We start from the raw sequence: 26,746 nt of genomic DNA, 5'->3' as shown, positions 1-26,746 counted from the left end.
TCCGGTTCATCGTACGGGCGGCCATCGTGCCGCCCGTTTCATTTTCCGGCTTGCGTTGCCGTGTCCTGCGGCGGCGTTGCCGTTCTCGCATCGCGCTGATAGAAGCCCGGAAACCGGTCGAGCTGCCGCCGCGCGGCCGCGATGTCCGTGTCGTCGCCGAGCACCGCGCTCGAAAACCCCGTGCGCTCCATCAGCAGCAACTGGTCGATCAGCACGTCGCCGGTTGCGCGCAGGTCGCCGGCGAAGCCGAAGCGCTTGCGCAGCAGGTACGCCTGGCTGTACGCGCGACCGTCGGTGAACGACGGAAACTGCAGGTCGATGCGGGCGGCCTGCGCGATCCGCGCGGCAAGCGGCGGCAATTCCTCGTCGTTGCCGATCGTCAGCGTCGCGTCGTCGTGTTCCTGCGCATCGCCGGCATGTTCGGCCGGCGTCAGCAGCCGGATGCGTGCGTTCGTGCTTGCGTTGTCGCTGGCTTGCTTCATGCGTGCTCCGCCTGGTGGCGCGCGTCGTTCGCGGCGGCCTTGAAGGGTTCCGCGCCGATGCGGCGCACCGTGTCGATGAATCGTTCGCTGCGGCCGTCCGCATCGATCCGCGCATCGAGATACGCGTTGACGATCGCGTCGACGACATCGACGATCTCGTCCGCCGAGAACGACGGGCCGATCACCTTGCCCGGCCGCGCGGGGCCGCTCGCGGTCGAGCCGTCCGACCCGCCGAGCGTCACCTGGTACCACTCCGCGCCGTCCTTGTCGACGCCGAGGATGCCGAGGTGGCCGCTGTGATGGTGGCCGCACGAGTTGATGCAGCCGCTGATGTGCAGGTCGATGTCGCCGACGTCGTGCAGCAGGTCGAGATCCTGGAAGCGCTCGGCGATCGCATCGGCGATCGGGATCGAGCGCGCGTTCGCGAGCGCGCAGAAGTCGCCGCCCGGGCACGCGATCATGTCGGTCAGGAGCCCGACGTTCGCGCTGGCGAGCCCGATTGCGCGTGCGTTCTCCCACAGCAGGAACAGGTCGTCGACGTGCACCCACGGCAGCACGACGTTCTGCGTATGCGTGACGCGCGCCTCGCCGGCCGAGAAGCGGTCGGCGAGATCGGCAAGCGCGTCGAGCTGGTCCGGCGACGCATCGCCGGGCGCCTGCAGGCGGCGCTTGAACGACAGCGTGACGATGCGCAGCGCCGGATCGCGGTGCTCGGCGATATTGCGTGCGAGCCAGCGCGCGAATGCCGGATGACGGCTTGCCTGCGCGGACAGGCGCGCATTCGCGTCGTGCAGGTCGAACGTGCGCGGCTCGAGCCGCGGCGGGACGAACGATGCGGCGACGCGATCGAATTCGGCCTGCGGAATCGTGTGCGGGCCGCCGTCATGGTCGACGATCTGGCGGAACTCCTCCTCGACGTCGTCGATGTAGCGTTGCCCCTCGGTCTTGACGAGGATCTTGATCCGCGCCTTGTACTTGTTGTCGCGCCGCCCGTAGCGGTTGTACACGCGGACGATCGCCTCGATGTAGTTCATCACGTGCCGCCACGGCAGGAACGCGCGCAGCAGCGTCGCGATCATCGGCGTGCGGCCCATCCCGCCGCCGACGCTCACGCGAAAGCCGAGCTCGCCCGCGTCGTCGCGCACGAGCTTCAGCCCGACGTCGTGCCAGTCGGTCGCCGCGCGGTCTTCGGCCGCGCCGGTGATCGCGATCTTGAACTTGCGCGGCAGGAACGCGAATTCGGGGTGCAGCGTCGTCCACTGGCGCATCACTTCGGCGAACGGGCGCGGATCGGCGATCTCGTCCGGCGCGACGCCCGCGCGCTCGTCGCACGAGATATTGCGGATGCAGTTGCCGCTCGTCTGGATGCCGTGCATGTCGACGGTCGCGAGCAGGTCCATCACGTCGGCCGCCTTCGCGAGCGGAATCCAGTTGAACTGCACGTTGGTGCGCGTCGTGAAGTGCGCGCTGCGGGTCGGCAGGCGCAGCGTGCCGAGCAGCGCCTGCGCGTCGCATGCGGTGCGGTAGGTGGCGTCGTCGGGCACGTCGTAGTCGTGCGCGATCCGCGCAAGCACGCGAAGCTGCGCGCTCGACAGCTCGCCGTACGGCACGGCGACGCGCAGCATCGGCGCGTGACGTTGCACATACCAGCCGTTCTGCAGGCGCAGCGGCCGGAACGCGTCTTCGCTCAGCGTGCCGTGCTGCCAGCGTTCGAGCTGGTCGCGAAACTGGGCGGCGCGGCTGTGCACGAGCGCCCGGTCGAAATCGGTATATCGATACATGACGTGATACGCGAGAGGAGCCGCGGCGCGGCATGCGCACGGCTCGGAGGGACGTTGCGACGGATGTCGGTCAACGGAAGACAGCGTAGGGAACGCGGTGCGGCGGGACAAGCAGCAGATCGGAACGAAAAGGGCGCAGCAGTTGGCGGACGCGGCGCCGGCGCGGGCCGGGCATGCGTGGATGCCCGTGGCCGGTCGATGGGTCTTATGCGTCGGCGTCGACGATGAGCGCCGGATCGAGCGCGCGAATGCGCTGGTCGATGAAGTAGCCGCCGCCTTCCTGATAGCGCAGGAACAGGCGGCCGCACGAGCGGCAGCGGCTGACGTTGCAGCGGTTGTACGGGAAATGGCGCAGCGCGATCGGCGCGTCGTCCGATGCGTAGCGCGTACCCGCCGGATGATATTCCGCATAGGTCGGCTCCGCATCGCCGGGCGGCGCGAGCGTGCCCACTTCGGTCAGTTGCGTGTCCTGCAGCGACAGCGGCAGGCTCGTCCATCCGGCGAGCGAGGTGTTCGTGCACGTGCACGGCTGCGTGACGTGTGCCGCTTCGGCGGTCAGTTTCGACAGCGCGTCATGATCGAGGTAGGGCAGTTGGCTCATGGGAAATCGTGAAAAAGCGGCGAGACCGGCAATGTAACCCGCGCGCGGATCGGCTGCATGGCCGTGGCGCTGGCGGCGCGTACCGTGCACGGCGTGTGCGATCAACCGCCCTTGCGGACCGACGGCTGCGCGACCAGTTCGCCGAGCACACGGATCGCGCGCTCGATGTCGCGGCTCCACGGATGGCCGAAGTTCACGCGCACGCAGCGCTCGAAGCCGTGCGCGGCCGAAAACAGCGGCCCCGGCGCGAAGCTGATCCCGCGCGCGATCGCCTGGCGATGCAGTTCCATCGCGTCGATCGCGTCGGGGAACGCGAGCCACAGGAAATATCCGCCTTCGGGTCGTACCCACTCGACGCCGGCAGGCAGCCAGCGCCGCAGCGCGTCGTCCATCCGGTCGAGCTGCGTGTGCAGCGCGCCGCGCAGCTTGCGCAGATGGCGGTCGTAGCCGCCGTGCTCGAGATAGTTCGCGATCCCGACCTGCGCGGGAATGCTCGCCGACAGCGTCGTCATCAGCTTGAGCCGCTGCACCTTCTCCGCGAACCGGCCGGCTGCGGCCCAGCCGATCCGGTAGCCGGGTGCGAGCGTCTTCGAGAACGAACTGCAGTGCATCACGAGGCCATGCCGGTCGAACGCGCGCGCGGGCAGCGGATAGTCGGGGCCGAAATGCAGTTCGCCGTAGACGTCGTCCTCGATCAGCGGCACTTCGCGCGCCGCGAGCATGTCGACGAGCGCGCGCTTTTTTTCGGCGGACAGCGTGACGCCGGTCGGATTCTGGAAATTGGTCATGAACCAGCACGCGCGGATGTCGTGCCGGTCGAGCGCGTTCGCGAGCGCATCGAGATCGAGGCCCGTACGCGGATCGACGGGGATCTCGACCGCGCGCAGGTCGAGCCGCTCGATCGCCTGCAGTGCCGCGTAGAAGCCGGGCGCCTCGACGGCGACGACATCGCCGGGCCGCGTGACGGCCATCAGGCACAGGTTCAGCGCTTCGAGCGCGCCGTTCGTGACGACGATCTCGTCGATCGGCTGCGACACGCCCGTCGCGAGATAGCGTCGTGCGATCTGCTGGCGCAGCGCCTCGTTGCCGGGCGGCAGGTCGACGACCGTGCTCCACGGGCTGACGAGCCGCGTGGCCTGCGCGAGCGACTTCGCGAGGCGCGGCAGCGGAAACAGTTGCGGCGACGGGAATGCGGAACCGAGCGGCACGATGCCGGGCTGCGTGGCGGCATCGAGGACGGAGAACACGAGGTCGCTGATGTCGACCTTGCGCGATGCGCCGGCGCGGCGTGTGCGGCGCTTCGCGGCCGGGCCTGCCTCCGGCGTTGCGCCCGGTGCGACGTAGTAGCCCGAGCGTTCGCGTGCGCGGATCAGCCCCCACTGTTCGAGCAGGTAGTACGCGCGAAACACCGTCGACTGGCTCACGCCGTGCTGCGCGATGATCTGCCGCAGCGACGGCAGGCGCGTGCCGACCGCGAGGTTGCCGTTGCGGATGTCGTCGGCGATCGTGTGGGCGAGGGTTTCGTAGCGTTTCATCGGCGTGGACGGGGCGCGTCGCCACCGCGCGCGGGCCGGAGTGGCGCCGCGCCGGCGGGCGCGGAGCATTGTCCGATGCGCGGCCAGAAAAGGAAAGCGCGGGCGGACGGCGGCGGACCGGCGCAATCGGCGTCGACGGTCGCAGGGGCGCGTGCGACGCAAGCGGTGCGTGGTCATCGCAACTGTCTTCGCGATGCGAACCGGCCGATGTCCGGCAACGTGCTTTCGTCCGATCATTCGTCGCCCGGCTTGCCGCGTTCTTGTGCGCGCCTCGATTCCGGATCGACGCTGCGCCGCGCATATCGCCGTCTGCATGCGCAACGCCTGCCGCGTGCGGCTATTTCCAATTGCGCGCCAATACTTTTTATGGTCTCGTTGCGTGATATCGCATCGACTCGAAAAAGGATAGTCGAATGCAGCCGAGCGATTCACACGGGGTCCGATTGATCAGGGGAATCGGCGCGCGTACGCGTGCTCGCGGCGCCGTGCGCAGGCTGCTCATCGTATTGACACTGGGCTTGCTTGCGCCCGACCTGTCGGCCTTCGCCGACTCTCCCGAAACCGTCAACGACAACGACAACGTGCTGCGCGTGCTGGCATGGCCCGGCTATGCGGACCGCGACGTCGTCAGCGCATTCGAGGCGCAGTTTCATGTGCGCGTCGAAGTGACGTTCGTCGATTCCGACGAAGCGCTGTGGTCGCGGATGCACAGCGCGGCGCCGCCGCCTTACGACTTGCTGGCCGCGAACACGGCCGAGATCCAGCGCTACGCGCACGAACGTCTGCTCGCGCCGATCGACCTGGCACGCATCCCGAACCGGCGGCGGCAGTTGCCGAACTTCCAGCAGCTCGCGACGATCGGCGGGCTCGTGCAGGGCGGCGCGACCTACGCGATCCCGTTCACGTATTCGTCGATGGGGCTGATCTACGACCGCAAGCAGGTTCCGGCCGCACCGCGCTCGATGCGCGAGCTGTGGAATCCGCGCTACCGCGGCAAGGTGCTCGACTTCAACAGCGCGCAGCACAATTTCTCGTTCACTGCGCTGGCGCTCGGTTATCCCGATCCGTTTCGCCTGTCGCCCGCGCAGACGCTCGACGTCGCGCACAAGCTGATCGACCTGCGCCGCAACCTGCTCACGTACTACACGCTTCCTGAAGAGGCGACCGCGCTGTTCGTCCAGCATCGCGCGGCGCTGATGTTCGGCAACTACGGCACGCAGCAGGTCGAGCTGCTGCGTCGCGCCGGCGCGGACGTCGGCTATGTGATCCCGGACGAAGGCGCGCTTGCATGGCTCGATTGCTGGGCCGTCACGCGCGGCGCGCAACGTCCGGAACTTGCGTTCGCGTGGATCAACTACATGCTCGAACCGGCGATCGGCGCGTTGCTGACCGAGCGCCAGGGGCTCGCGAACACGCTCGAGCCGCCGCCGGGGCTCGATACGGGCCACGAGCATCTCGTGTGGCTGCAGCCCGTCGAGGACATCGCGCGGCGCGAATCGCTGTGGAGCCGCATCGTGTCGGGCGACCGGCCGGAGCAATTCGAAAAATGATCCGGCTCGGGCTCACGTCGAAGCTGTCGGTGCTGTTCGCATGCATCGGCGTGGTCGCGTCCGGCACGACCGGCTATTACACGTATCGCGCGAACCGCACGATGCTGGTGCAGGAAGCGCAGCACAGCCTGCTGATGTCGACGCAACTGCTCGGGCAGCGCTTCACGACCGCGCTGTCCGACGTCGCCGACGATGCGCTCGTGCTCGCGCAGTTGCCGTCGTCCCCGATCGTCGCGGGCAGCGACAACCCGGACAGCGCGCGACGCAAGCGGCTCGAGCAGGTGTATTACAGCTTCATGAGAAATCATCCGGAATACCTGCAGATTCGCCTGATCGCGAGCGGGCATTTCGGGCTCGAACGCATTCGCGTCGATCGCGACGCGCGCGGCATCGTCGTGCTGCCGGAAAGCGTGTTCCAGGAGAAAGGACAGTTTTCCTACGTATTCGACACGCTCGCGACGGCGCCCGGCCACATCTACCTGTCGCCGGTCGCGATCAACCACGAGACGGGTCCGAATGCGGCCGAAGGGTTGCCGATCCTGCGCGTGGGCACGCCGGTCGTCGACGCGTCGGGCCAGACGGTCGGCGCGCTCGTCGTCGACGTCGAGCTGTCGCGCGTGTTCGACCGGCTCGAACGCGATCTGCCGGACGACTATGCGGTGTATCTCGCGAACGAGTGGGGCGATTTCCTCGTGCATCCCGATCCATCGCAGGCGTTCGGCTTCGATCGCGGCCGGCGCGTGCTGATGCAGGACCGCTTTGCCGCCACGCGCGAACTGTTCGACAGTGCGCGCACGAACGTGACCCTCAATGGCCTTGAGCGGCCCGACGAGGCGCCGGGGCAGATGTTCGCGTTTGCGCGCACGCCGTTCGGGCACGACGAGGGCAACCGCTTCGTCGTGCTCGGGATGGCGCGTCCGCTAGCGGACGTGCTGGCGCCGGCCAGCATGCTCGGCGAACGGATCGTCCGGATGGTGCTCGTGTCGAGCCTGCTGGCGGTGATTCTCGCGATCCTGTTCGCGCGCGCGATCACGCGGCCGCTGCAGATACTCGCGCGCGCGGCGACGCACGTGTTCGACGATCCGGCCGCCGAACGGCTGCCGGTCGGGCGTGCCGACGAGATCGGCGTGCTCGCGCGCTGTTTCGACAGCATGCGTGTCGAGATCCGCACGCAGGTCGCGATGCTGCGCGCGAAGCAACTCGAACTCACGCACCTCGCCGGACACGATCCGTTGACCGCGCTGCCGAACCGCCTGCTGTTCATGGAGCATCTCGATGCCGCGATCCGGCATGCGGCCGCGGTGCGCGAAGGGCTGGCCGTGATGTTCGTCGATCTCGACCGCTTCAAGCAGATCAACGACCAGCACGGGCACTCGGCCGGCGACCGCACGCTCGTCGCGGTCGCGAAGCGGCTGAGCCTCGTGCTGCGCAGCGGCGACATGGTCGCGCGGCTCGGCGGCGACGAATTCGTCGTGCTGATTTCGGACGTGCGGTCAGCGGAGGTGATCGACGACGTCGCGTCGCGCATCCAGATCGTGATGGCCGAGGAACTGGAGTTCGGCGACCGGCGTGTGGCCGTCGGGGCGAGCATCGGCGTCAGCGAGTTTCCGGCCGACGGCGCGTCGGCCGAGGAACTGCTCGTCAAGGCCGACGCGGCGATGTACGCGGCGAAGGCGTCCGCGCAGTGTCCGTGCGTGCGCTATCAGGACCTGGTTGGCGGCGCCGCCGCGCCGGACGAGGCCGGCCGCGTTGCTTCGGGCGGCAGCCGGTGACGGCCGGCCGGTAACACACGCGATGCAGGTGCGGACTGCGCGCGGGGCGCGCAGCGGCAACCTTAGTGACCGAAGTAGACCGAGTCGCGCGGGCGTTGCACCTTGGCGGCCGGTGCGCCACCCTCTACGGTCGCGGCCGGTTGCGTACCGTAGCCGGTATTTTCCGCGGCGTGCACGCGGGCTTGCGCGGCCTGGATGTCGGCCGGGTAGTACGGGCTCGACTGGCTCGGCTTGTAGCCGGCTGCTTCAAGCTGGACCAGTTCGTCGCGCACCTGCGCGCGGGTCACGGTGCTTTGCGCGAATGCGCCGAACGACGCGGACAGGGCAACAGCGGCAACGACTGCGGAAACGAGCGATTTCATGATGACCTCCGATGTTTGTGTTGGCTTTCCGCGTTCGACACCATGTCGTAAGCGGTTGATTACATCGTAGGCGTCGGTCGACCTAGGGTAAACGTGGATTTCGGCGAAAGATCGTTGTCGTCGAGGTAATAATCCCGGGACAAATGCCTTCTGTCCCCATTCGGTATTGCCGGATTTGCAAGGGCGCGGTGGTGCGGGCGGGTGCCGCGCACGGGCGGGCGCCCGGCGACGACGGGGGAGACGGCGGAGGTGCAGATGACGCGGGCGGGCCGCGGTGCGGCCGGATCAGACGCTGTCGTCGTCGATTTCCTTGCGCTCGCGGCGTTCCTCGTTGCCGCGGCGCGCGCGCAGGCGTTGGCGCGACAGGACGGCGATCACCTGCTGGGTCGGCGCGCCGGACGGCAGTTCGTTGCGGATGCGATCGGGCACCATCGGCAGGCCCGCACGCTGCCGGCGCAGCGCCTTGGCGATTGCCCGGCGGCATTCGTCCCCGTGGCAATCCCATTCATCGCGGATTCTCTGGCAATAACGGCATTGTTCCATCGGAACAGTCTAACGCGTCTTCGGGAACCGGGCAGCGCGCGGGGCCGAACACGTCACGCGCCGGGCGCGGCACCGGCGAGCGCTTGCGCATGCGACTGGAAGCGGCGGTGCTCTTCCGGCGGAACGAGCGAGCCGCCCGTCGCCCAGATGACGTGCGTCGACCGGCGCAGGTCGATCGCGTGGCGACGCACGTAATCGCGGCCGGCGGATGATCGCGTCAGCCAGCCGGGCCCGCCGACGGCAGCGGCGGCCGACGGCTCCAGTTCGACGCCGGTGGCGCGCCGGACCGCCAGCAGTTGCGCGTAGAGCTGCTCGTCGCTGACGGTGAAGACGCCCGACAACTTCGATGCCATCAGCGGACCGACGAGATGCGAGGCCTGCGCGACCGCCAGGCCGTCGGCCTCGGTCCGGTTGTCGAGCCCCACGTCGTAGACGGACACCGGCGTGTCGACCCCGGCGGCAAGCTGGACCAGCATGCATGGCGATGCAACGGGCTCGGCGAAAAAGCAATGCACGTGCCGGCCGAACAGCGCGGCGAGGCCATAGGCGATGCCGCCCGGCGCACCGCCGACCCCGCACGGGATATGGACGAAGAGCGGATGCGCCGCATCCACGATGCGGCCCGACGCGGCGAGCTGTGCGGCGAGATGTCGAGCGCTTGCGGCATAGCCCAGGAACAGCATCAGCGAGCCTTCGTCGTCGACGAAATGGCAGCGCGGGTGAGTGCGCGCCTGCGATCGTCCGGCCGCGACGGCTTGCGCATAGTCGCCGTCGTGCTCGACCACGCGAACGCCGCGCCTTCTCAGGCGCTCCTTCTTCCATGACTTTGCGTCGGTCGACATGTGAACGACCGATTCGAACCCCAGCGCGGCGGCGATCACCCCGATGCTCAAGCCGAGATTGCCGGTGCTGCCGACGATGACGGTGTGCGTCGCAAACAGCGCGCGTGCGGCGGCCGACGCGAGGATTCGCCGGTCGCCCGCGGGGTCGAGCAACCCGTGTTCGATCGCGATCGACTCCGCGAGCGCCAGCACTTCATGAAAGCCGCCGCGCGCCTTGATCGAACCGGCGATCGGCAGTGCGTCATCGCGTTTGATGAACCAGGCGCCGTGCTCGTCGGCCGGGTGCGACAACGCGCGCTGCAAGTCGTCCGCCGGCATCAACGGCGACTCGATTTTTCCCGCGGTTGCCGCGAGCTCGGGAAACAGCTCGGCCATCAGCGGCTCGCATCGCGCCAGCCTCGCTTCTGCCATTGCAATGGCGTCGAACGACGGCGCGTCCTGCGGCAACGGGCTGCCGGCACGGGGATTCAGCCACAGCAGTGGACGACGGGACTGAAGTTCGGCTAATAGATTGGCGGGTTGGAGCGTAGTGAGCACGGATCGGCCTTGGTGTCGTTTGACTGAATGATGACGGGCAATGCTACGATTCCGGCGGACGGCGCGAAAGCGCCGATTTCTAATGGAAGCATTAGCGTGGCTTATATCAATGCGACTGGACGGTTCGATTCTCGGTGCGTTGCTGTGCTTTGAAACCGCAGGCCGGCTGCTGAGCTTCACGAAGACGGCACAGGCGTTCAACCTGACACAAAGCGCCGTGAGCCAGCAGATCCGGCATCTGGAGGACCGGCTCGGCTATCCGCTGTTCGTGCGTCAGGCACGCGGGCTGAAGTTGACGGAGAAAGGCGCGCTCCTGCTCGGGACGATGTCGGGCGCGTTCGGCGACATCAATCGCACGCTTCAGGCGCTCGGGATGCCGAACGCGCCGCTGCAGGTGAGTTGTCTGCCGTCGCTTGCGCTGCAATGGCTGATGCCGCGCCTGTCCGAGTTTCACCGGCAACAGCCGAACGTGTCGGTTCGCGTGAAAGCCGAGTTCCAGCTGCTGGACCGGCGGGCAATGGAAACCGACGACATCGACGTGGCGGTGCGCTACGACCCGGTGCAATACAGCCGGCTGCATGCCGACGCGATCCTCGACGAAACCCTGTTTCCGGTCGCGACGCCTGCGTATCTGGCGCAGCATCCATCGTTCGCCAGCGGGGAGTCGCTCGACGGCGTCGTGTTGCTGCACGATGCCGCGCCGTGGGTCGGCGCGCCCGAGTTCGTGGAGTGGCGCACGTGGCTGGAGGCGGTCCGTCCGGCGTGGATCGCGCATCTGGACGGTCCGCAGTTCAATTTCTCCAGCCTGGCGATCACGGCCGCGCTGAACCACCAGGGCGTGGCGATGGGCCGCGCAGCGCTGGTGCATGACGAGATCGTGAGCGGACGGCTGGTCGACGTGTTCGGCAGGCACGTGCGCGCGCCGGCGCGCTACATGCTGCTGTCGCGCAATCCCGACGATCCGCGGACCGCGGCCTTTTCCGAATGGCTCAAGGCCGAGTGCGCGCGCTTCGACGAAGCGCGGTCGCAATGGCTTTCGAGCAGGACTGGATGCCGGTGAACGAAGTTGCCGCGATTGCGCGGTGCTTTCGTTGCGGAAGGTTCGACGACGGCTGGTTGAATGGGACTGCGAAGCAATCGGGTGGCGGGCGTTGCCCGAGACTACAATTCACCATCCTTTTCCATACGGATTCCTTGCGGATGATAGGAACTCGAGCGGCTTACCTGAGCGACCAGATTCCCCAGATGGCGATCAACAGGCCAAGGCCGAATCCGCAGCCAAGCAACACATAGGTTTCCATTTCGTGCCTTTGAAAACGGGGCAGCGCCGACGTCGGCATCGGCGTGCGAGCAGCAAAGTCGGTAACGTGTCGTCCGCGCCGTCGGGCGGAGCGATACGCCGGGTCCGCGAATACTACGCTTTGCAGCTTTCAGAACGCATGCGCGATCGATGGCGGCGGGCCGACCGTCATGGCTTGCCCGCGTGCCCGTTGTCGACGTGCGCGACCGGCGATCCGCCGTGCCTGAACACGCCCGATTTCCAGATCATCTGCGATGCCGCGGCGAGCACGAACAGCAGGACGACCATCCGGAAGATTCCCGGCGACATCTTGTCCCGCAGCGGGCGGACGAGCCACATCCCGGCAATGGCCGGCAGGCTGGCCGCGGCCGAGATGGCGAGGTCGGCGCCGCTGGCATGCGCGGCGCCGCTGAACGTCGTGATCAGCGTGACGATCGACACCACGAGGATGATTGCGATCTGCTTCGTGAATACGCGTCCGGTCGCGCCCGACGAAATCAGGTAGGTGGCGAGCAGCGGGCCCGGAACCGACGCGATGCTTTCCATCAGCGCCGCGCCGAACCCGAGCGCGAACCCGACGGGCTTCTGCCACGCGTCCGGCAGGTTGAGCTTCGGTGCGGCGAGCATCAGCGTCGCGGCAACGATCAGCAGTGCGCCCGATGCCGCCTGCGCGTGCGCCGGATTGAGGGAGAGCAGGATCGCCACGCCGACGATATTGCCGATGACGGTGCCCGCGATCGGTGCGGCGATCTTCCGGGCCGTTGCCAGCACCTGGCCGCCTTCCAGCGCCTGCGGAATGTTGCCGAGGATGATCGGCATCGACAGCAGCAGCACCGCATGCCGGATCGGCAGGAACTGGCTGAGGATCGGCATCGCGATCAGCGGTACGCCGATGCCCGTGATCCCCTTGGCCATGCCGCCCAGCAGCAGCGCGACGGCGATGCCGGCCAGATCGAACGCGGTGAGCCCCTGCAGGCTGGAGACCAGCACACCTTCAGTCAGATTGAGATGGATCATGGAGTGGCATGTCGCGGCATATCAGGCAGCGAGCGCGGTCGATGGAGCACGCTGCGGTGGCGTGCGTTCTGCACGCATTCGTTCTGGTGTGGCTTGAACCGGCCATTCGGTCGCATCGCACCGCCTGTTGTGCGGCCGGCGGGCGCGCAGCCCCGATTCAGGCCGGCAGGTCGTACCGGCAAGCATGAGCAACGCGGTGGCGTGGTTCAACATGGATTCTCGGCCGCCGGCCGGTGCGCATGCAAGCGACGCGGCGGATCGAGCGTGCATCTTACCTGAGCGCCGCCGACGACGTTCGACTCGATCGCGGCGTAGCGCGCGGTCTGCTGTACTGGCGGTGCGTTTCAATATAATTCATGATGTTTGACCGCCTCATGCGCGGCATACATGCCATGAAACAAGGAGCCCCGATGACGCTTGCCCAGTTGCAGGCACTGGCCGCCGTAGTCGAACTCGGCTCGCTCACGGCCGCGGCCGACCGGCTCAGTCGCAGCCAATCCGCGATCAGTCACGCATTGACCGAACTGGAAGAGATCACGCAGGTCAAGCTGCTCTGGCGCGACCGGCAGCCGGTCGTCCTGACGGCGGCGGGCGAACGTCTGTGGCCGTACGTGCAGAGCGTGGTGCGGGAAGCGCAGATGCTGCGCCAGCAGTTCAGCCTGTCGCGCGGCAAGCTCGAAGGAAAGCTGGTGGTCGCGTCGCTGCCGAGCGTCTCGCTGGCGTTCGTCGTCCCCGCGCTCGAGGCGTTGAAGGAGATGCACCAGGGCGTGTCGGCGGTGCTGCTCGAAGGCACGGACAGCGAAGTCGAAGGGTGGATCGACGACGGTACGGCTGACGTCGGCGTGGTGGCCGGCGCCAAGACGTTCGCGCACAATCTGCCGCTGCTCGACGAGGATTTTGTCGCGGTGGCCGCGGACGGCATGTTCGACGGCCGCAAGAGCGTGTCGGCAAAACAGTTGTCCGCGGCGCCGTTCATTTTCTCGAAGGCAGGGTGCGGGCCGCTGATCGCGGATTACTTCGCGCGCGGCGGTGCGCCGCTGCGGGCCGCGTTCAACGTGGTCGAGATGCGGACCATTCTTTCGATGGCGGAAGCCGGCATGGGGGTATCGATCGTTCCGCGCATCACGCTCACGTATACGCCGTTCGGCGGCCGCGTGCTGGAACTGTCGCCGAGGCTGCATCGTTCCGTGCGGTTGTCGTGGAACGTGGCCGGCAACGCAGTCACCGACGAGTTCGTGAGGCTCGTCGATGCACAACGCGCCAAGGCCGGGAAGGCGATCCGGACACGCGCGACCAAGGGCAGGTAACCCGCGACCCGCACGATGAAAAGCGCTCATGAGCGGCTTGCAGCTTATTCATGTTGAAGATGGTCGAGATGCAATACATTGTTCGAACTTCATCAACTTGACTGTTCTGCCGCGAAGGAGACTGCCGTGCCGGCCTTGCCCACCCTGTTTGCGTTCGGACTCGTGTCGCTCGGCATGGTGCTGACGCCCGGACCGAACATGCTCTACCTGGTTTCGCGTTCGATCTGCCAGGGCCGCCGCGCAGGGCTCGTGTCGCTCGGCGGCGTCGCGCTGGGGTTCGTGTTCTACATGTTCTGTGCGGCGCTCGGCATCACCGCGCTGGTGCTGACGGTGCCGTATGCGTACGACGCGCTGCGCTTTTCCGGCGCGCTCTATTTGTCGTACCTGGCCTGGCAGGCGCTCAAGCCGGGCGGTCGCTCCGCGTTCCAGGTCAGGCAGTTGCCGCACGACAGCCGCGTCAGGCTCTTCACGATGGGTTTCGTCACGAACCTCGCGAATCCGAAGATCGCGGTGATGTATCTGTCGCTGCTGCCGCAGTTCATTTCACCGGGGCACGGCAGCGTGCTCGCGCAATCGCTGGCGCTCGGCTGCGTGCAGATCGCGGTGAGTGTCAGCGTCAATGCGCTGATCGCCTGCATGGCCGGTTCCATCGCGGGTTTTCTGGCGGGCAGGCCGCTCTGGGCGTCGGTCCAGCGCTGGTTGATGGGTACCGTGCTGGCCGGATTGGCGGTGCGTATCGCGCTGGAATCGCGAAGCTAGCGATGGCCGGATGAATGGCGCAAGCATCGCGTCGATGCCTGCCGACGTGCAACACAGGATTCGGCTAACGCCTGCCGGGCGGCGGAACCGACGTTCCGCTCGCTATGCGTGGCGCTTGGGATTCCATGCCTTATGGACGAACTCGAGACGGTTGCCGTCGAAGTCCGCCACGTTGGCGGCGTAGTAGCCGGGGGCGAAGTAGGTGCGATCGGCCGGTTTTCCCTCGTCGGTGCCGCCGGCTTCGATGGCAGCCGCGTAGGCGGCGTCGACCAGTTCGTTGCTGTCGCAGACGATCCCGAGGTACAACCCGGTCTCGCCGGGCTTGCGTTGACGCAGCCAGATGCTCGATCCGACCGCCGTTCCATTGCCGTACATGTCGTCGCCGATGCCGTAAAGATCGGGGACGCCCGCCGGACCCGATGCGGAGTCGTAGTTGCCGAACAGGCGCCAGCCGAGGGGTTTCAGTGCGGCAGCGTAGAACGCCAGCGACTTGTCGATGTCGGTGACGGAGAGGTAGACGTGGTCGATCATGGGGTGGCCTTCGACGTGGGGGATGCGTATCGTTTGTTCATGCCGATACCTGACTCGGCAAATCGGTGGATGCGCTGCATGAACCCGGATCCACCGCGTTTGCTCGTCTGACCGGAAACTGAACACGTCGCGACGCCAATCTAGCAGCCCGACGCGAATCTGGCGAGCGCGCAACGAGCGGCATCGTCACCCGTGGCAATTGCCCTCGGCATCCTTCGCGACCCGCACCGGCGCTGGCTTTTCGCTGCGCCGGCTGCGCGTCGAGAGCCAGCACAGGATCGATCCGCCGCACACCATCGATGCGCCTTGCCAGAATTCGACCGACAGCGGCGCGTGCAGCAGCGTCGCGGCGAGCGCGGCGGCGAGTACCGGCGTCAGGTACGACGCGCCGACGATGATCGTCACGTTGCCGTGCATGATGCCGGTGTTCCATGCCGCATAGCCGAACCCCAGCGCCGATGCCGCCAGCACGATATAGACGACCGCGTGGAGGCTGAACGTCATGGCGCCGCCGCCTTCGATCGCGAATTTGATCCAGAGCGCCGCGGCGACCAGCATGAAGAACGGCGTGACGCCGTTCTTGCCGTCGGCAAGGCGTGCCGTCACCGTGCAATAGCCGGCCCAGATCAGCGCGCCGACGAACGCGAGGCCATAGCTCAGCGGATTGTCCGCGACGTTGCGCAGCATACCGGCCGGATCGAGGCCCTGGTCGCCGCCGAGCACCCAGCAGATGCCGAGCATCGACAGCAGGACGCCCGGCACGACCAGCAGGTTGGCGCGCTGCTTGTTGAACACGATGGCCGCGACCAGCGTCAGGCTCGGCCACAGATAGTTGACCATCGCGACTTCGATCGCCTGCCGGCCGTTGCTCGCATACCCGATCGACAGCGCGAGGCACAGCTCGTACGAGACGAACAGCAGCCCGCCCCACAGCAGGTAGTTTTTCGGGAACTTGCTCAGGTCGGGGAAGCCGATCGTAAACAGCAGAAGCACGGACGCCACCGTGTAGATCATCGCGGCGCCGCCGGTCGCACCGAGACTTTCGCTGACCCCGCGAACGAGGGCAACCACCGAGGCCCACAACAGCACCGCGCCGAGCCCGACGAGCGTTGCGTTGTTCCTGTTCTTGCGCTTCATGCTTCCTGCCTGTTTCAACATTCAAATTCGATTTCGGATGATTCGGTCCCGCTCGCGTGTGCCGTCATCGCGAACGGAAAAATCCGGTTGCGGCCGCCACGCAGTGCGGCCGCCGCAACCGGCAATGCAATTCGGCAATTGCGCCGGACCTGCGTAGTTTAAAGGGGCCGCGCCGGAGCGACCGAGCGGCGGACGTTGGCGGGGGAACAGTCGGGCGTGTGCGGCCGATTCATGCGCGGGTGCGGAACGCGGTAGCCGGTCATGCGTCGTCGATGCGCCACGCCGCACCGATTGCCGACAACGCGCGTCCGATCGAGTCGAGCATGGCGTCACGCGTCGGCCCGACGCGTGACGAGGAAGAACCCGTCTTCGTCGGTCGACAGGCCGATCAGCGGCCAGCCGCCGGTGTCGTCGCGAATTTCAAGCTGTCGTCGGTCGGGATCGACGTCGATGTCGCCATGCGTTTGCCGTAGGGCATCCGCGATTGCATCGAATGCGCTGGCCGACGGGGGCGTGTCGATGTGGTATTCGAAACTCATCTTCATGGGCCGGGTGCGAGGCGAGCAGTCTAACCCGCTTCATCGCACGCCCATACCCGGATGGCGATGCAACCGGCGCCCGCCGCAGCGGGCGCCCGGCCGATCACCGCTCGTGCCGCTTCTTGCTCAGCTCGATCGTCTCGAACAGTTCGTACTGCGCGGTCGGGTGCTGATCGGCGCCCGGCGCATGGTAGTAGCGCATCGTGATCGTCGTGTGCCCGCCCGGCTTGCCCGGGTCGTGATCGAACACCGCGATCCCGTAACCGGTGCCCGTATCGCGGCGCGCGGACCAGATCGCATCCTCGAGCGCATCGGCCGGGTGGCGCACGAACGTATTCGGCGCGGTGCCCGGCACCGGCCGGTTCGGCTTCGTGAACACCTTTGCGCGCGCAAAGCCGGTCGACGGGTTCTCGCCGTACACGTCGAGCGGCGCGCTGGTGCCGCCTCCGCCGAGGATCAGGTGGATCGTGCCGTGGCTCGTGTCGAACGTCGTGCGGTCCGGATCGTTCGAGCCGACCGGACGCGGCTGCAGCGTCTCGACCACTTCGCCCGTCGTCGCGTCGACGCCCGCGCGGTGATTGCAGCCGCGCACCGGGTAGCTGCGCTCGTAGTCGTGATCGTGGCCGCACAGCACGAGGTCGACACCGTAACGGTCGAACAGCGGCAGCCAGGCCTCGCGAATGCCTTTGTCGGAACCGTTGCCCGTCTTCGACGAACTGAGCGCGTCCTGGTGCATCTGCACGACGATCCAGTCGATGTCGTCGTCGTGCGCCGCATGGCGCAGCGTGTGTTCGAGCCAGCGCGTCTGCTCGCCGTTGCTGTAGCCGCGCACGTAGAACGACGTGCCGGGCTCGATCGGCGGGCGGCCCGTGCTCGCGGCCGGCACGAGCGGCGCGGGGCCGCCGACGAACGCGGCGGCGTCCTGGTACACGACGTCATCGGCGTCGAGCGACACGAACAGCACCGAGCTCACGCGGAAGCTGTACCAGCGGCCCGGGAAGTGCGTGCCGTTCTCCGGCAGCGTATAGCGCGCGAGATACGAGTCGAGCCCTTGCGGACCGTTGTTGAACTCGATCTCGTGATTGCCGGGGCACGGCATCCACGGGCGATTCGCGGCCGACGTCTGGTTGTTGTTGCCGAAGTCGCGCCACACCTCGGGCTGGTGCGCGGGGTTCAGGTTCGCGTAGCAGAGGTCGCCGTTCAGCAGGTGGAACAGCGGCTGGAACTGCTCGACGGCCTGCACCGCGAAGCGGCTCTGCGGCGACGACAGCACCCATGCGCCGTTCGGCGTCGCGAGATCGCCGTAGCTCGTGAAGCGGAACGGCGCGCGGCCGCGCGGCGCGGTCGAAAAATTCGCGGAGAACGGCTGCGCGGCGTTGCTGTCGTTGTCGGCCGTGATCTCGTAGCGGTAGCGCGTATCCGGTTTCAGTCCGTGCACGCGCGCGTGGTACGCGAACACGGTTTCGCCGTTCAGGCCGTCGGTGTACAGGCGCTGGACCCCGTGCACCGTGCGCGGCGGCTCGCCGTCGGCGACGATGCGCGCGCGCGGATTGACGGCCGGCGCGAGCGACGCCCACGAGATCACGACTTCGGACGTCGGGTCGTTGCCCCACGTCAGGTGGACCTGTTCGGGCGTGCCGTCCGGATTCGACGCGGCGGCCCGGGCGGCCGCGAGCCCGCCGGCAGCGGTGGCAAGGCCGGATACGCCGGCCAGTTTCAGGAAGCCGCGACGAGACACCGAGGCGGCCGGCTCGTTCGGCTGATCAGGGAGATGGTCCTGGTTCGACATGGTCGTAGTTTTCGTTGATGGGGGCGCGAGAGATGGAACCGAGCGGCCATGCGCGAGCGCGGCCGGGGCGTGGGCCGGAAACGAGCGGGATCCCGGTGACACGCATTGTCGAAGGGCAGTTTTGCCGGGTTGTGACAGCCGGGCAACCCTGCGTGTGCGGCGGCCGATACGCAGACTCGTGCATTGCGCGGCATCCGGTCCGCGCCAACGCGCGTTCGGTCCACTCGAAATTTATTCGGCAACACCGCGACGGATTTCTGTTGCTCGCTCCGTTTAATGCATGAACGACCGCTTCCGGTCGATGCCCGTTACTTCGGAGTCTTTCATGAAACTTTCTGTTCCATTGCGGTTTGCCGCCGGATGCGTGGCTGCGCTGGCGGCGTCCGCCGCATTCGCGCAGGCCGTCATCGTCGCGCCTTACGCACCGCCGGCGCCGCGCGTCGAAGTGATGCCGGCGCCGCGCGCGGGCTACGTGTGGGACCAGGGCCACTGGCATTGGCAGCAGGGCCGCTACGTCTGGATTCCGGGCCACTGGCAAGTGGTGCGCGTCGGTTACCACTGGGTGCCCGGACACTGGGCCGCGCGCGGTCCGGCCTGGCGCTGGGTGCCGGGCCACTGGGCCTGATGCGCACGCCGTCGCGCAGGGCATCGTGCCGGCGCGGCGGATCCTTCACGCAACGTCATGAGTCGAAGCCATGCCTTTTCGAACCATCGTGATCCTGGCGGCCGCGGCCATCGTGCTGGCCGGCTGCATCGTGGTGCCGGCGCGTCCGGTGTATTACCGGCCCGCGCCGGTCGTCGTATATTGAACGCGCCGGCCGACTGCCGCGCGACCGGGCGACGCGTGACCGGCCGACAGGATCGATATGCCGCGCGACACGGATGTCGATGAAACGGACATGGCCGACGCCGTGTGCGACGCCGCGCACGATGCGCACGGCGCCGCCGAACAGTCGGCGTGGCGCCGTGCGGTGATGGCCCGACGCATGCAAGGAGAGCACGACGATGAGCTTCAGCCGGGCGGCGGGCACACCTGCCGGCACGAGGCGGCGCATGCGCGCTGCGCGACGGAGCAGGCGGCGTTGAGCGATCGCGGCGACCGCGATCCGGACGCGGAACTCGTCGCGCGCGTCGGCGCGCGCGATTCGTCGGCGGTGCGCGTGCTCGTCGCGCGCAAGCTGCCGCGGCTGCTTGCATTGGCGACGCGCATGCTCGGCGACCGGAACGAAGCCGAGGACGTCGCACAGGAGACGTTCTTGCGAATCTGGAACCAGGCGCCGCGCTGGCGCGAAGGCGAGGCGCGCTTCGACACGTGGCTGCATCGCGTCGTGCTGAACCTGTGCTACGACCGGTTGCGCGGCCGGCGCGACGAGCCCGTCGATACGTTGCCCGACGTGCCGGACCCGCAACCGGAGCCGGCCGCGCAGGCGGAGCTGCGCTCGCGCGATGCGCGCGTGCGGCAGGCGCTTGCCGCGTTGCCGCCGCGGCAGCGGGAAGCGCTCGTGCTCCAGTACTATCAGGAAATGTCGAATGTGGAAGCGGCCAACCTGATGGGCATCACCGTCGATGCGCTGGAAAGCCTGCTCGCCCGCGCGAGGCGCAACCTGCGCGCGCAACTGGCCGGCGACCCACCTAGCGAGGACAAGCGATGACACCCGAACGATTTCGTACCATCGTCGCCGCGTACGGCTCGGACGCGCGGCGCTGGCCGGACGGCGAACGCGCGGCGGCCGAGGCGTGGGCGCGTGCGAATCCGCGCGACGCGCTGCTGGCACTGGACGATGCCGCCGATCTCGATGCATGGCTCGCATACGACACGGTCATGCCGCCCGCGCCGGCGCTCGTCGAGCGCATCGTCGCGACGGCACCCGCGCCGCAGCGCGCGCGGCGGCGCGGCACCGTGTGGTGGTCGGGCGCGGCGTTCGCGGGCGTCGGCCTGGCCGGTGCATTGGCGGGCGCGGTGGCCGTGTCGATGCTGATGCTCGGCAGCGTGCCGACGTCGCCGCACGAGCCGGACTATCTGACGACGACGTTCGGTGGCCCGAGCGTAGATTGGGGTATTGAATGAGCGAACGTGGCTGGAAATTCATTCTCGCCGGCTCGGTCGTGCTGAACGTGTTCATGCTCGGCGCGATCGGCGGCGGCGCGTATCAGTGGTTCTCGACGCATCGCGACCTGCGCGCCGAGGGCGCGCCCGCGCAGCGCACCGCGTTGCGTTTCGCGGCGGACGAATTGTCCGATACGCGGCAGCACGAGTTTGCCGCCGCGCTGAAGGCCGCGCGCAAGAACGGCCGCGATTTCGCGCGGGAAGGGCGCGACGGCCGGATCACCGTGCTGGACCTGCTCGCCGCGCCGCAACTCGATCGCGCAGCGATCGACGCCGCACTCGACCGCACGCGTGCGGCCGACACCGCGATGCGTGCGCAGGTCGAGCGCAGCGTCGTCGATTTCGCGGCGACGCTGACACCCGAAGAGCGCGTGAAGTTCGTCGACGGGTTGCAGCACAGCGGCAACTGGCGTTTGCCGCCGAGACTGCAGAAGAAGCCGGACGCGCCGGCGAGCGAGTAAGCAAGCATCAGGCAGGGCGACACGCGATATGTGTGTCGCCGACATTCGCGTTCGGTCACGCGCAATGCGCGCACCGGATGAATCGTTTCGCTGTTGCGCGTCGATGACTCGCGCCATTGCAGTGCATCACCGCCACCGACTCTCCCGTTCCCCGCTTCCCCGATCCAGAAAATATTCGCCATCCCCGCGACGGATTTCCCTGCGTGCCCGCGTTAAACGTGGGTACGCACCGCAAGAGAGCCCGTCATGGACCACCCGAACGACTCCACGCCGGCCGCGATCGCGCTGAACCGCTTCGGTCTCGGCGCGCGGGCCGACGAAGCGCCGCCAGCCGACCCGAAGGCGGCGCTCGTCGCGCAATTCGACCGTTACGACGCGCGGCCCGCCGCGTGGGCCGGCGAACCGGACGCAGTCGCGCTCGCGACGCGCTTCGCGAACGCGCGCAATGCGATGACAGGCGACGACGCGGCCGCGAAGCGCGCGACCGCGCAATCGATCCGGCGCGACGGCTACGACGCGTATCGCAGTGCCGTCGCTGCACGGTTGAACAGCGCGTTGAACACGCCTGCGCCATTCGTCGAACGTCTTGTGCATTTCTGGGCGAACCATTTCGCGGTGTCGGTCGACAAGGGGCAGGTGGCCGCTTACGCGGGCGCGTTCGAACGCGATGCGATCCGTCCGCACGTGCTCGGCCGCTTCGAGGACATGCTCGTGGCCGTCGAACAGCATCCCGCGATGCAGGTCTTCCTCGACCAGGCGCGCTCGGTCGGCCCCGACAGCCCGGCCGCGCTGCGCGCGGAAGCCCGCAATCCGTCGGCGAAGCGCGGGCTCAACGAGAACCTCGCGCGCGAAATCATGGAGTTGCACACGCTCGGCGTGCGCACCGGTTATACGCAAGCCGACGTGACGGAATTCGCGCGCGCACTGACCGGCTGGAGCATCGCGGGCGGCAAGGGGCCGCGGCCGGGCGACGCCGCGCCCGGCGCGTTCGTGTTTCGCCCGAACCTGCACGAGCCGGGCACGCGCACGGTGATGGGGCGCACCTACGACCAGCCGGGCGAAGCGCAGGCGCGTGCGATCCTGCACGACCTCGCGCGGTCGGACGCGACGGGACGGCATATCGCGTTCCAGCTTGCCCGTCATTTCGTCGCCGACAATCCGCCGCCCGCGCTGACCGACCGGCTGGCCCGCGCGTTCGACGCGAGCGGCGGCGACTTGCCGACCGTCTATCGCGCGCTCGTCGATGCGCCCGATGCGTGGTCGCCGGCCAACCGCAAGTTCAAGACGCCGTGGGAGTGGGCTGTGTCGTCGCTGCGCGGGCTCGGCTGGCGCGAGATGGACGATCGGGGCGACCTGAAGGCCGCGCCGCTGCTCGCGCAACTCGGCCAGCCGGTGTGGCGGCCGGGCTCGCCGGCCGGCTATGACGACGTCGCCGCGAGCTGGGCCGCGCCCGATGCGCTCGTGCGCCGCGTCGAGATCGCGCAGCGCCTGGCCGCGCGCACCGGCGACCGGCTCGACCCGCGCACGCTCGGCAACACGCTGCTCGCCGGTTCGATGAGCGCGCCGACCGCGACCGCGCTGGCGCGAGCGGAAAGCGCGACCACGTCGCTCGCGCTGCTGCTCGTATCGCCCGATTTCCAACGGAGGTGAACATGGACCTGTCCCGCCGACAATTCCTGAGCGTTGCCGCCGCCGGCGCAGGCGCGATCCTCGTCGCACCGCGGATCGTGTTCGCGAACGTCGAGACCGACCGGCGCTTCGTGTTCGTGATCCAGCGCGGCGCGGCCGACGGCCTGAACATCGTCGTCCCGTATGCCGAACCCGCGTATGCGTCGCTGCGCGGCGCGCTCGCGATCGATCCCGCGGCCGCGACGCGGCTCGACGGCACGTTCGCGCTGCATCCGTCGCTCGCGCAGACCGCGCAGTTGTACCGCGACGGGCAGGCGCTGTTCGTCCATGCGATTGCGTCGCCGTATCGCGATCGCTCGCATTTCGACGGGCAGAACGTGCTCGAGACAGGCGGCCGCGCGCCATATCAGGTGAAGGACGGCTGGCTGAACCGGCTTGCCGCGCTGCTGCCGGCGACGCGCGAAAGCGCGATCGCGTTCGCGCCGACCGTGCCGCTCGCGTTGCGCGGCACCGTGCAGGCCGCGTCGTACGCGCCGTCCGGTTTGCCGGCCGCGCCGGACGATCTGCTCGCGCGCGTGTCGGCGCTTTACGAGGCCGACGCGCAGCTCGGCCCGCTGTGGCAGTCGGCGATGGAAGCGCGCGGCCTCGCCGGCGACGCGCATGCGCGGCAGGACCCGGCAGGCGTCGGCAAGCTTGCCGCGACGTTCCTCGCGCGCGACGACGGCCCGCGGATCGCGATGATCGAGACGGGCGGCTGGGACACGCACAGTGCGCAGAACGCGCGACTCGCGAATCAGCTGAAGGCGCTCGACACGATGCTCGCCGCGCTGCGCGACGGCCTCGGGCCCGCATGGCAGCAGACCACGGTGCTGGTCGCGACCGAGTTCGGCCGCACGGCCGCGGCGAACGGCACGGGCGGCACCGATCACGGGCAGGCGTCGGTCGCGATGCTGGCGGGCGGCGCGGTCGCGGGCGGCCGCGTGATCGCCGACTGGCCGGGGCTGCGGCCGGGCGACCTGTACGAAGGCCGCGACCTGAAGCCGACCGCGTCGCTCGACGCGCTGATCTCGGGCGCGGCCGCCGAAAGCCTGCGGCTCGATCCGCGCCGCACTGCGTCCGTGCTGTTCGCGGAAAGTGGTACGGCGCGGGCGATGACCGGGCTGATTCGCGGGGCCGCGTGACGCGGGGCGTTGCTGCGCTCGTCCCCGCGAATCGATTACACAACAAGGGAGAATCGAAGATGAAGATCCGAACCGTTTCGCTTGCCATGCTGGCGTGTGCGAGTGCCGTGCTGATGTCCGCCTGCGTGGTGGAACCCGTGCGCCCGCCGCAACCGGCGCCGCTCGTCGAAGTGGCGCCGCCGCCACCGGCACCCGGCTATCGCTGGGCGAAGGGGCATTACCGATGGGCCGGCAATCACTGGGCATGGGTGCCCGGGCATTGGGTAGCCGTGTACTGAGCGTGCAAGGCGTGCCGCGCGATTCGCGTAGCGCCTACCACCCGATCCGGTGCTTCTCCTCCGTCTCGCGATGCCGCCAGTCGTCGTCCGCGTGCAGGTACTGGCTCGTCGTCGTGAGCGACACGTGGCCGAGGTTGTCGCGCACGAGCCGCAGGTCGACACGGCCGTCGGCCATATGCGAGCCCGCGCTGTGGCGCAGCCAGTGCGCGGACGCCTGTTCGAGCACGCGCGCCTGTTCGTCGCCGGCCGCGCCGTTCGCGCGCAGCCGGTCGGCCGCGTGCCGGAACACCTGCTTCACGATCCGGTGCAGCGCCGCGCGCGTGAGCGGCTTGCGCGCCTGGCCGAGCGGCAGCACGAGCGGCGTGGGTTCGCCGTCGGACGGCAGCGCGGGCAGGCCATGCGCGCGCCGGTAGCGCGACAGCTCGGTCATCATCTCGTCGGTGGCCGGCACGAGCCGCTGCCGGCCGCCTTTGCCCGTCACGTCGAGCCACCAGCGGTCGTGCCCGTTCGCGTCGCGCCGGCAGAAGAACTGGCCCATCGTCGCGTCGGCCGCTTCGGTGATGCGCAGCCCGCCGAGGTACAGCAGCGTGAACAGCCAGCGCGCGCGATCCGCGTGGAAGCACGCGCGCGCGTCGTCGCGCGGCATCGCGGCGATCGCGTCCTTGACCGACTGCCACAGCGGTTGCCCGAGATGGCGCGTGACGCGCGGCGCGGGGCGCCGCTGCCGTTGCCGCGACAACGCGAGCGGATTGCCGGCGAGGTAGCCGGCCTGCACCAGCCACGAGAACATCACGTTCAGGATCACCAGCGCCTGCCGCTGGCTGGCCGGCGACAGCGGTCCGTAGAACGGCCGCCAGCGCGGGTCGTCGCGCGGATGCTTGCGGCCGCCGTTCGCGCACCACAGGTCGGCCGGCGCGGGCGCGAGCAGGAACTGCCGGTAGACGACGAGATCTTCATGCGTGAGCGACGACAGTGGCTTGCCGCACGCGATCACGGACCACAGCAACAGGCGCTCGGCTTCCTTGCGGTAGTTCTGGAACGTGGTCGGCGTATCGACGAAGCGCGCGAGCCAGGCGCGCACGGCGTCGAGATCGTTGGTCGCGGCGATTTGTGGGTGCGCGCTGCTTGAGCGATTGGTGCCCGCGCGTCCGTCGAGCGCGGCCGGCACGGTCAGCGTATCGATCGGCAACGGACGCAGTGCGGCGTCGGACGGAACGGGTGAGGTCATGCGAAGCGGGGGGCGCTGCGTGGGCCGCACGGGCGTGGCGGGCGCGCACGGGGCCGGGGCGGACGAGGGCAGCGCGACAGAGCGTATCGGGAAGCGCCGATGGTACACGATCGATGCGCGGCGTTGCCGCCGTCGACGACGATTGCCCGGCCGGTGACTCCCGGCCAGTCCATGCAGCGTCGCGCACCTCACCCCAGCGACAGCACGCTGTTCAACAACGTCCGCACGAGCGTCGCCTGCCGCGTAACACCTGTCTTCGAAAAAATCGCGCGCAAATGCGAGCGCGCGGTGTTCTTGCTGATCGCGAGCTCGTCGGCCGCTTCCTCGAGCGTCTGCCCGTTGACGAGCGCAAGCGCCAGCGCGGTTTCGGCCGGCGTGAGGTCGAACAGCTTGCGCACGATGTCGTGCGACGCCTGCGACTTGCGCTCGGCATCGCGGATGAACACCGCGCACGCCGGCCGGCGCGGATTGTCCTCCGACCATTCGCTCAACGGGACCGCGCGGATCAGCACGCCGAGCCGCGCCTTGCCGGACGGGCGCGGCACCGCGATCGCCTGCACGACCGACGGCACGCCGCCCGCGCGTTCCGCGAGTACCTGGCGGATCAGCTTCTGCAGCTTGCGGTCCTCCAGCGGATACGACGCCTCGAGCGCGCCGCCGCGCACGCGCAGGCCGTCGCATTCGGCGAAGATCTCGTCCGCGACGGAATTGGTCTTCATGATCGTGCCGCGCTCGTCGAGAATCGCGGTGCCGACGAGCATGCGGTCGATCGTGCTCGCGTACAGCGTGCGCTCGGATTCGACCATCCCGAACTTCGCATGCAGCCGCACCGCGCGCTTCAGGTGCGGCAGCAGCGCGTTGCAGGCGGCCTTGTCGGTCGCCGAGAACGCATCGCCGCGATGCGGACGGCACACGCGGAAACGGCATTCGATGCCGTCGTGCGTGCGCAGGTCGGCGCCCATCAGATAACCGACGTCGTGCGGTTTCATGAACTCGCGATACATGGTGCTGCTGCGCCATACGCCCAGGCCGAGCAGCTCGTCGACGGTGACGACGTGGTCGGTCGGCAGGTTCACGAACGGATCGAGCGCGTAGTAATAATTGTTGTACGACGCGACGCCTGTCAGCGGCGCACTGTGCTCGGACGCATTGATCATCAGCCCCGCGTGGCCGCTGGCCGGCCAGCGCAGGATCATCGTCACGTAGTTCGCGTGCAGGTGCACGCGGATCTGCTCGAGCGCGCCACCCCACGGCACGTCTTCCAGCGGGCCTTCGTAAATGGTCGTGAGGAGCGCGTCGAACTGCTCGAGCGTCAGTTTCGATCGGGCGAGGTGCGGCGGAAGGGCCGGGGGCGCCGTGGTCATTCGGGTTGTCTCCTGTTGCGGCCGCCGGATCGCGAGGCGCCCGGCGTGCATGTGCGGACCGCCGGCGGCGATGCGCGCGGCTGAACCGGAACACGGTAACGTGTCGGCGCACGC

27 protein-coding genes are annotated in these 26,746 nt (G+C 68.3%); 13 read left to right on the top strand and 14 right to left on the bottom strand.

Annotated elements, in window-relative coordinates:
- Positions 1-38 precede the first annotated feature (38 nt).
- From LXM88_RS24085 to LXM88_RS24070, 4 genes are all read right to left on the bottom strand, one after another.
- Complete coding sequence (locus tag LXM88_RS24085) at positions 39-482, bottom strand: DUF934 domain-containing protein (protein WP_262544959.1); 444 nt, start codon at positions 480-482, stop codon at positions 39-41.
- A complete protein-coding gene (locus LXM88_RS24080) occupies positions 479-2,263 on the bottom strand; it encodes a nitrite/sulfite reductase (protein WP_262544958.1) in 1,785 nt (594 codons plus the stop codon). The genes LXM88_RS24085 and LXM88_RS24080 overlap by 4 nt, the downstream gene beginning before the upstream one ends.
- A gap of 205 nt (positions 2,264-2,468) precedes the next feature.
- Entirely contained in the window at positions 2,469-2,864 is a 396-nt protein-coding gene (locus LXM88_RS24075; RefSeq protein ID WP_262544957.1) for a hypothetical protein, read from the bottom strand.
- Between the two features lie 101 nt (positions 2,865-2,965).
- Complete coding sequence (locus LXM88_RS24070; RefSeq protein WP_262544955.1) at positions 2,966-4,399, bottom strand: aminotransferase-like domain-containing protein; 1,434 nt, start codon at positions 4,397-4,399, stop codon at positions 2,966-2,968.
- 75 nt (positions 4,400-4,474) lie between these two features.
- On the opposite strand from LXM88_RS24070, the gene LXM88_RS24065 reads away from it, so the two are divergent.
- From LXM88_RS24065 to LXM88_RS24055, 3 genes are read left to right on the top strand one after another with little or no spacing between them, the layout of a single operon-like run.
- Positions 4,475-4,846, top strand: a complete 372-nt coding sequence (locus LXM88_RS24065) for a hypothetical protein (RefSeq protein WP_262544954.1) — start codon at positions 4,475-4,477, stop codon at positions 4,844-4,846.
- The gene (locus LXM88_RS24060; protein WP_262544953.1) at positions 4,813-5,949 is read left to right on the top strand and encodes an extracellular solute-binding protein; all 1,137 of its coding nucleotides are present in this window, start codon (positions 4,813-4,815) and stop codon (positions 5,947-5,949) included. Before LXM88_RS24065 ends, LXM88_RS24060 begins: the two co-directional genes overlap by 34 nt.
- Positions 5,946-7,721, top strand: coding sequence for a GGDEF domain-containing protein (locus LXM88_RS24055; RefSeq protein ID WP_262544952.1), 1,776 nt, complete (start codon positions 5,946-5,948; stop codon positions 7,719-7,721). Before LXM88_RS24060 ends, LXM88_RS24055 begins: the two co-directional genes overlap by 4 nt.
- A 62-nt stretch (positions 7,722-7,783) precedes the next feature.
- Here LXM88_RS24055 and LXM88_RS24050 read toward each other — a convergent pair whose 3' ends face one another.
- The 3 genes from LXM88_RS24050 to LXM88_RS24040 form a co-directional block, all read right to left on the bottom strand.
- The gene (locus tag LXM88_RS24050) at positions 7,784-8,083 is read right to left on the bottom strand and encodes a DUF4148 domain-containing protein (protein ID WP_262544951.1); all 300 of its coding nucleotides are present in this window, start codon (positions 8,081-8,083) and stop codon (positions 7,784-7,786) included.
- Between the two features lie 285 nt (positions 8,084-8,368).
- Positions 8,369-8,626, bottom strand: coding sequence for a hypothetical protein (locus LXM88_RS24045; RefSeq protein ID WP_174380919.1), 258 nt, complete (start codon positions 8,624-8,626; stop codon positions 8,369-8,371).
- Between the two features lie 53 nt (positions 8,627-8,679).
- Entirely contained in the window at positions 8,680-10,005 is a 1,326-nt protein-coding gene (locus tag LXM88_RS24040) for a D-serine ammonia-lyase (RefSeq protein WP_262546910.1), read from the bottom strand.
- A gap of 103 nt (positions 10,006-10,108) precedes the next feature.
- Between LXM88_RS24040 and LXM88_RS24035 the strand changes: the two genes are divergently transcribed.
- Positions 10,109-11,065, top strand: a complete 957-nt coding sequence (locus tag LXM88_RS24035; protein ID WP_262546907.1) for a LysR substrate-binding domain-containing protein — start codon at positions 10,109-10,111, stop codon at positions 11,063-11,065.
- A gap of 408 nt (positions 11,066-11,473) precedes the next feature.
- On the opposite strand, the gene LXM88_RS24030 is transcribed toward LXM88_RS24035, so the two are convergent.
- Entirely contained in the window at positions 11,474-12,322 is an 849-nt protein-coding gene (locus LXM88_RS24030; protein WP_262544949.1) for a sulfite exporter TauE/SafE family protein, read from the bottom strand.
- Positions 12,323-12,732: 410 nt separating this feature from the next.
- On the opposite strand from LXM88_RS24030, the gene LXM88_RS24025 reads away from it, so the two are divergent.
- On the top strand, positions 12,733-13,629 hold the full coding sequence (locus tag LXM88_RS24025; RefSeq protein ID WP_262544948.1) for a LysR family transcriptional regulator: 897 nt from the start codon (positions 12,733-12,735) through the stop codon (positions 13,627-13,629).
- A gap of 126 nt (positions 13,630-13,755) precedes the next feature.
- Positions 13,756-14,388: a LysE family translocator gene (locus LXM88_RS24020; RefSeq protein ID WP_262544947.1), complete on the top strand. Its 633-nt coding sequence runs from the start codon at positions 13,756-13,758 to the stop codon at positions 14,386-14,388.
- Between the two features lie 102 nt (positions 14,389-14,490).
- Here the strand turns inward: LXM88_RS24020 and LXM88_RS24015 are convergent, their stop codons facing one another.
- The 4 genes from LXM88_RS24015 to LXM88_RS24000 all read right to left on the bottom strand — a co-directional run bounded on the left by LXM88_RS24015 (position 14,491) and on the right by LXM88_RS24000 (position 18,384).
- A complete protein-coding gene (locus tag LXM88_RS24015; protein WP_262544946.1) occupies positions 14,491-14,919 on the bottom strand; it encodes a VOC family protein in 429 nt (142 codons plus the stop codon).
- Between the two features lie 186 nt (positions 14,920-15,105).
- A complete protein-coding gene (gene yddG / locus LXM88_RS24010) occupies positions 15,106-16,056 on the bottom strand; it encodes an aromatic amino acid DMT transporter YddG (RefSeq protein WP_262544945.1) in 951 nt (316 codons plus the stop codon).
- 329 nt (positions 16,057-16,385) lie between these two features.
- Positions 16,386-16,601: a hypothetical protein gene (locus LXM88_RS24005; RefSeq protein WP_262544944.1), complete on the bottom strand. Its 216-nt coding sequence runs from the start codon at positions 16,599-16,601 to the stop codon at positions 16,386-16,388.
- A gap of 97 nt (positions 16,602-16,698) precedes the next feature.
- On the bottom strand, positions 16,699-18,384 hold the full coding sequence (locus tag LXM88_RS24000) for a purple acid phosphatase family protein (RefSeq protein ID WP_262544943.1): 1,686 nt from the start codon (positions 18,382-18,384) through the stop codon (positions 16,699-16,701).
- Between the two features lie 325 nt (positions 18,385-18,709).
- On the opposite strand from LXM88_RS24000, the gene LXM88_RS23995 reads away from it, so the two are divergent.
- From LXM88_RS23995 to LXM88_RS23965, 7 genes are all read left to right on the top strand, one after another.
- Positions 18,710-19,009: a YXWGXW repeat-containing protein gene (locus tag LXM88_RS23995; protein WP_262544942.1), complete on the top strand. Its 300-nt coding sequence runs from the start codon at positions 18,710-18,712 to the stop codon at positions 19,007-19,009.
- A 241-nt stretch (positions 19,010-19,250) separates the two neighbouring features.
- Entirely contained in the window at positions 19,251-20,036 is a 786-nt protein-coding gene (locus LXM88_RS23990; RefSeq protein WP_412524167.1) for an RNA polymerase sigma factor, read from the top strand.
- Positions 20,033-20,452: a hypothetical protein gene (locus LXM88_RS23985; RefSeq protein WP_262544940.1), complete on the top strand. Its 420-nt coding sequence runs from the start codon at positions 20,033-20,035 to the stop codon at positions 20,450-20,452. Before LXM88_RS23990 ends, LXM88_RS23985 begins: the two co-directional genes overlap by 4 nt.
- On the top strand, positions 20,449-20,952 hold the full coding sequence (locus tag LXM88_RS23980) for a periplasmic heavy metal sensor (RefSeq protein ID WP_262544939.1): 504 nt from the start codon (positions 20,449-20,451) through the stop codon (positions 20,950-20,952). The genes LXM88_RS23985 and LXM88_RS23980 overlap by 4 nt, the downstream gene beginning before the upstream one ends.
- A 246-nt stretch (positions 20,953-21,198) precedes the next feature.
- Positions 21,199-22,602 (top strand): DUF1800 domain-containing protein, encoded by a 1,404-nt coding sequence (locus tag LXM88_RS23975; protein WP_262544937.1) that lies wholly within the window; start codon positions 21,199-21,201, stop codon positions 22,600-22,602.
- A 2-nt stretch (positions 22,603-22,604) separates the two neighbouring features.
- A complete protein-coding gene (locus LXM88_RS23970) occupies positions 22,605-23,762 on the top strand; it encodes a DUF1501 domain-containing protein (protein WP_262544935.1) in 1,158 nt (385 codons plus the stop codon).
- A 59-nt stretch (positions 23,763-23,821) separates the two neighbouring features.
- On the top strand, positions 23,822-24,040 hold the full coding sequence (locus LXM88_RS23965; protein WP_262544934.1) for a YXWGXW repeat-containing protein: 219 nt from the start codon (positions 23,822-23,824) through the stop codon (positions 24,038-24,040).
- Positions 24,041-24,074: 34 nt separating this feature from the next.
- Here LXM88_RS23965 and LXM88_RS23960 read toward each other — a convergent pair whose 3' ends face one another.
- Positions 24,075-25,268 (bottom strand): tyrosine-type recombinase/integrase, encoded by a 1,194-nt coding sequence (locus tag LXM88_RS23960; RefSeq protein ID WP_262544933.1) that lies wholly within the window; start codon positions 25,266-25,268, stop codon positions 24,075-24,077.
- A 188-nt stretch (positions 25,269-25,456) separates the two neighbouring features.
- The gene (locus LXM88_RS23955) at positions 25,457-26,632 is read right to left on the bottom strand and encodes a helix-turn-helix transcriptional regulator (protein ID WP_262544931.1); all 1,176 of its coding nucleotides are present in this window, start codon (positions 26,630-26,632) and stop codon (positions 25,457-25,459) included.
- Positions 26,633-26,746 lie beyond the last annotated feature (114 nt).

Source organism: Burkholderia sp. S-53 (assembly GCF_025560745.1).
Classification (GTDB): domain Bacteria; phylum Pseudomonadota; class Gammaproteobacteria; order Burkholderiales; family Burkholderiaceae; genus Burkholderia; species Burkholderia pyrrocinia.
The sequence above is the reverse complement of the archived record's forward strand: the minus strand, read 5'-3'. Positions and strand labels throughout refer to the sequence as shown.

Excerpts from the sequence above, each read along its gene's own strand:
- LXM88_RS24085 (WP_262544959.1), bottom strand. The coding sequence starts at position 482 with ATGAAGCAAGCCAGCGACAACGCAAGCACGAACGCACGCATCCGGCTG.
- LXM88_RS24080 (WP_262544958.1), bottom strand. The coding sequence starts at position 2,263 with ATGTATCGATATACCGATTTCGACCGGGCGCTCGTGCACAGCCGCGCC.
- LXM88_RS24075 (WP_262544957.1), bottom strand. The coding sequence starts at position 2,864 with ATGAGCCAACTGCCCTACCTCGATCATGACGCGCTGTCGAAACTGACC.
- LXM88_RS24070 (WP_262544955.1), bottom strand. The coding sequence starts at position 4,399 with ATGAAACGCTACGAAACCCTCGCCCACACGATCGCCGACGACATCCGC.
- LXM88_RS24065 (WP_262544954.1), top strand. The coding sequence starts at position 4,475 with ATGCGCGGCCAGAAAAGGAAAGCGCGGGCGGACGGCGGCGGACCGGCG.
- LXM88_RS24060 (WP_262544953.1), top strand. The coding sequence starts at position 4,813 with ATGCAGCCGAGCGATTCACACGGGGTCCGATTGATCAGGGGAATCGGC.
- LXM88_RS24055 (WP_262544952.1), top strand. The coding sequence starts at position 5,946 with ATGATCCGGCTCGGGCTCACGTCGAAGCTGTCGGTGCTGTTCGCATGC.
- LXM88_RS24050 (WP_262544951.1), bottom strand. The coding sequence starts at position 8,083 with ATGAAATCGCTCGTTTCCGCAGTCGTTGCCGCTGTTGCCCTGTCCGCG.
- LXM88_RS24045 (WP_174380919.1), bottom strand. The coding sequence starts at position 8,626 with ATGGAACAATGCCGTTATTGCCAGAGAATCCGCGATGAATGGGATTGC.
- LXM88_RS24030 (WP_262544949.1), bottom strand. The coding sequence starts at position 12,322 with ATGATCCATCTCAATCTGACTGAAGGTGTGCTGGTCTCCAGCCTGCAG.
- LXM88_RS24025 (WP_262544948.1), top strand. The coding sequence starts at position 12,733 with ATGACGCTTGCCCAGTTGCAGGCACTGGCCGCCGTAGTCGAACTCGGC.
- LXM88_RS24015 (WP_262544946.1), bottom strand. The coding sequence starts at position 14,919 with ATGATCGACCACGTCTACCTCTCCGTCACCGACATCGACAAGTCGCTG.
- yddG (WP_262544945.1), bottom strand. The coding sequence starts at position 16,056 with ATGAAGCGCAAGAACAGGAACAACGCAACGCTCGTCGGGCTCGGCGCG.
- LXM88_RS24005 (WP_262544944.1), bottom strand. The coding sequence starts at position 16,601 with ATGAAGATGAGTTTCGAATACCACATCGACACGCCCCCGTCGGCCAGC.
- LXM88_RS24000 (WP_262544943.1), bottom strand. The coding sequence starts at position 18,384 with ATGTCGAACCAGGACCATCTCCCTGATCAGCCGAACGAGCCGGCCGCC.
- LXM88_RS23995 (WP_262544942.1), top strand. The coding sequence starts at position 18,710 with ATGAAACTTTCTGTTCCATTGCGGTTTGCCGCCGGATGCGTGGCTGCG.
- LXM88_RS23990 (WP_412524167.1), top strand. The coding sequence starts at position 19,251 with ATGCCGCGCGACACGGATGTCGATGAAACGGACATGGCCGACGCCGTG.
- LXM88_RS23985 (WP_262544940.1), top strand. The coding sequence starts at position 20,033 with ATGACACCCGAACGATTTCGTACCATCGTCGCCGCGTACGGCTCGGAC.
- LXM88_RS23980 (WP_262544939.1), top strand. The coding sequence starts at position 20,449 with ATGAGCGAACGTGGCTGGAAATTCATTCTCGCCGGCTCGGTCGTGCTG.
- LXM88_RS23975 (WP_262544937.1), top strand. The coding sequence starts at position 21,199 with ATGGACCACCCGAACGACTCCACGCCGGCCGCGATCGCGCTGAACCGC.
- LXM88_RS23970 (WP_262544935.1), top strand. The coding sequence starts at position 22,605 with ATGGACCTGTCCCGCCGACAATTCCTGAGCGTTGCCGCCGCCGGCGCA.
- LXM88_RS23965 (WP_262544934.1), top strand. The coding sequence starts at position 23,822 with ATGAAGATCCGAACCGTTTCGCTTGCCATGCTGGCGTGTGCGAGTGCC.
- LXM88_RS23960 (WP_262544933.1), bottom strand. The coding sequence starts at position 25,268 with ATGACCTCACCCGTTCCGTCCGACGCCGCACTGCGTCCGTTGCCGATC.
- LXM88_RS23955 (WP_262544931.1), bottom strand. The coding sequence starts at position 26,632 with ATGACCACGGCGCCCCCGGCCCTTCCGCCGCACCTCGCCCGATCGAAA.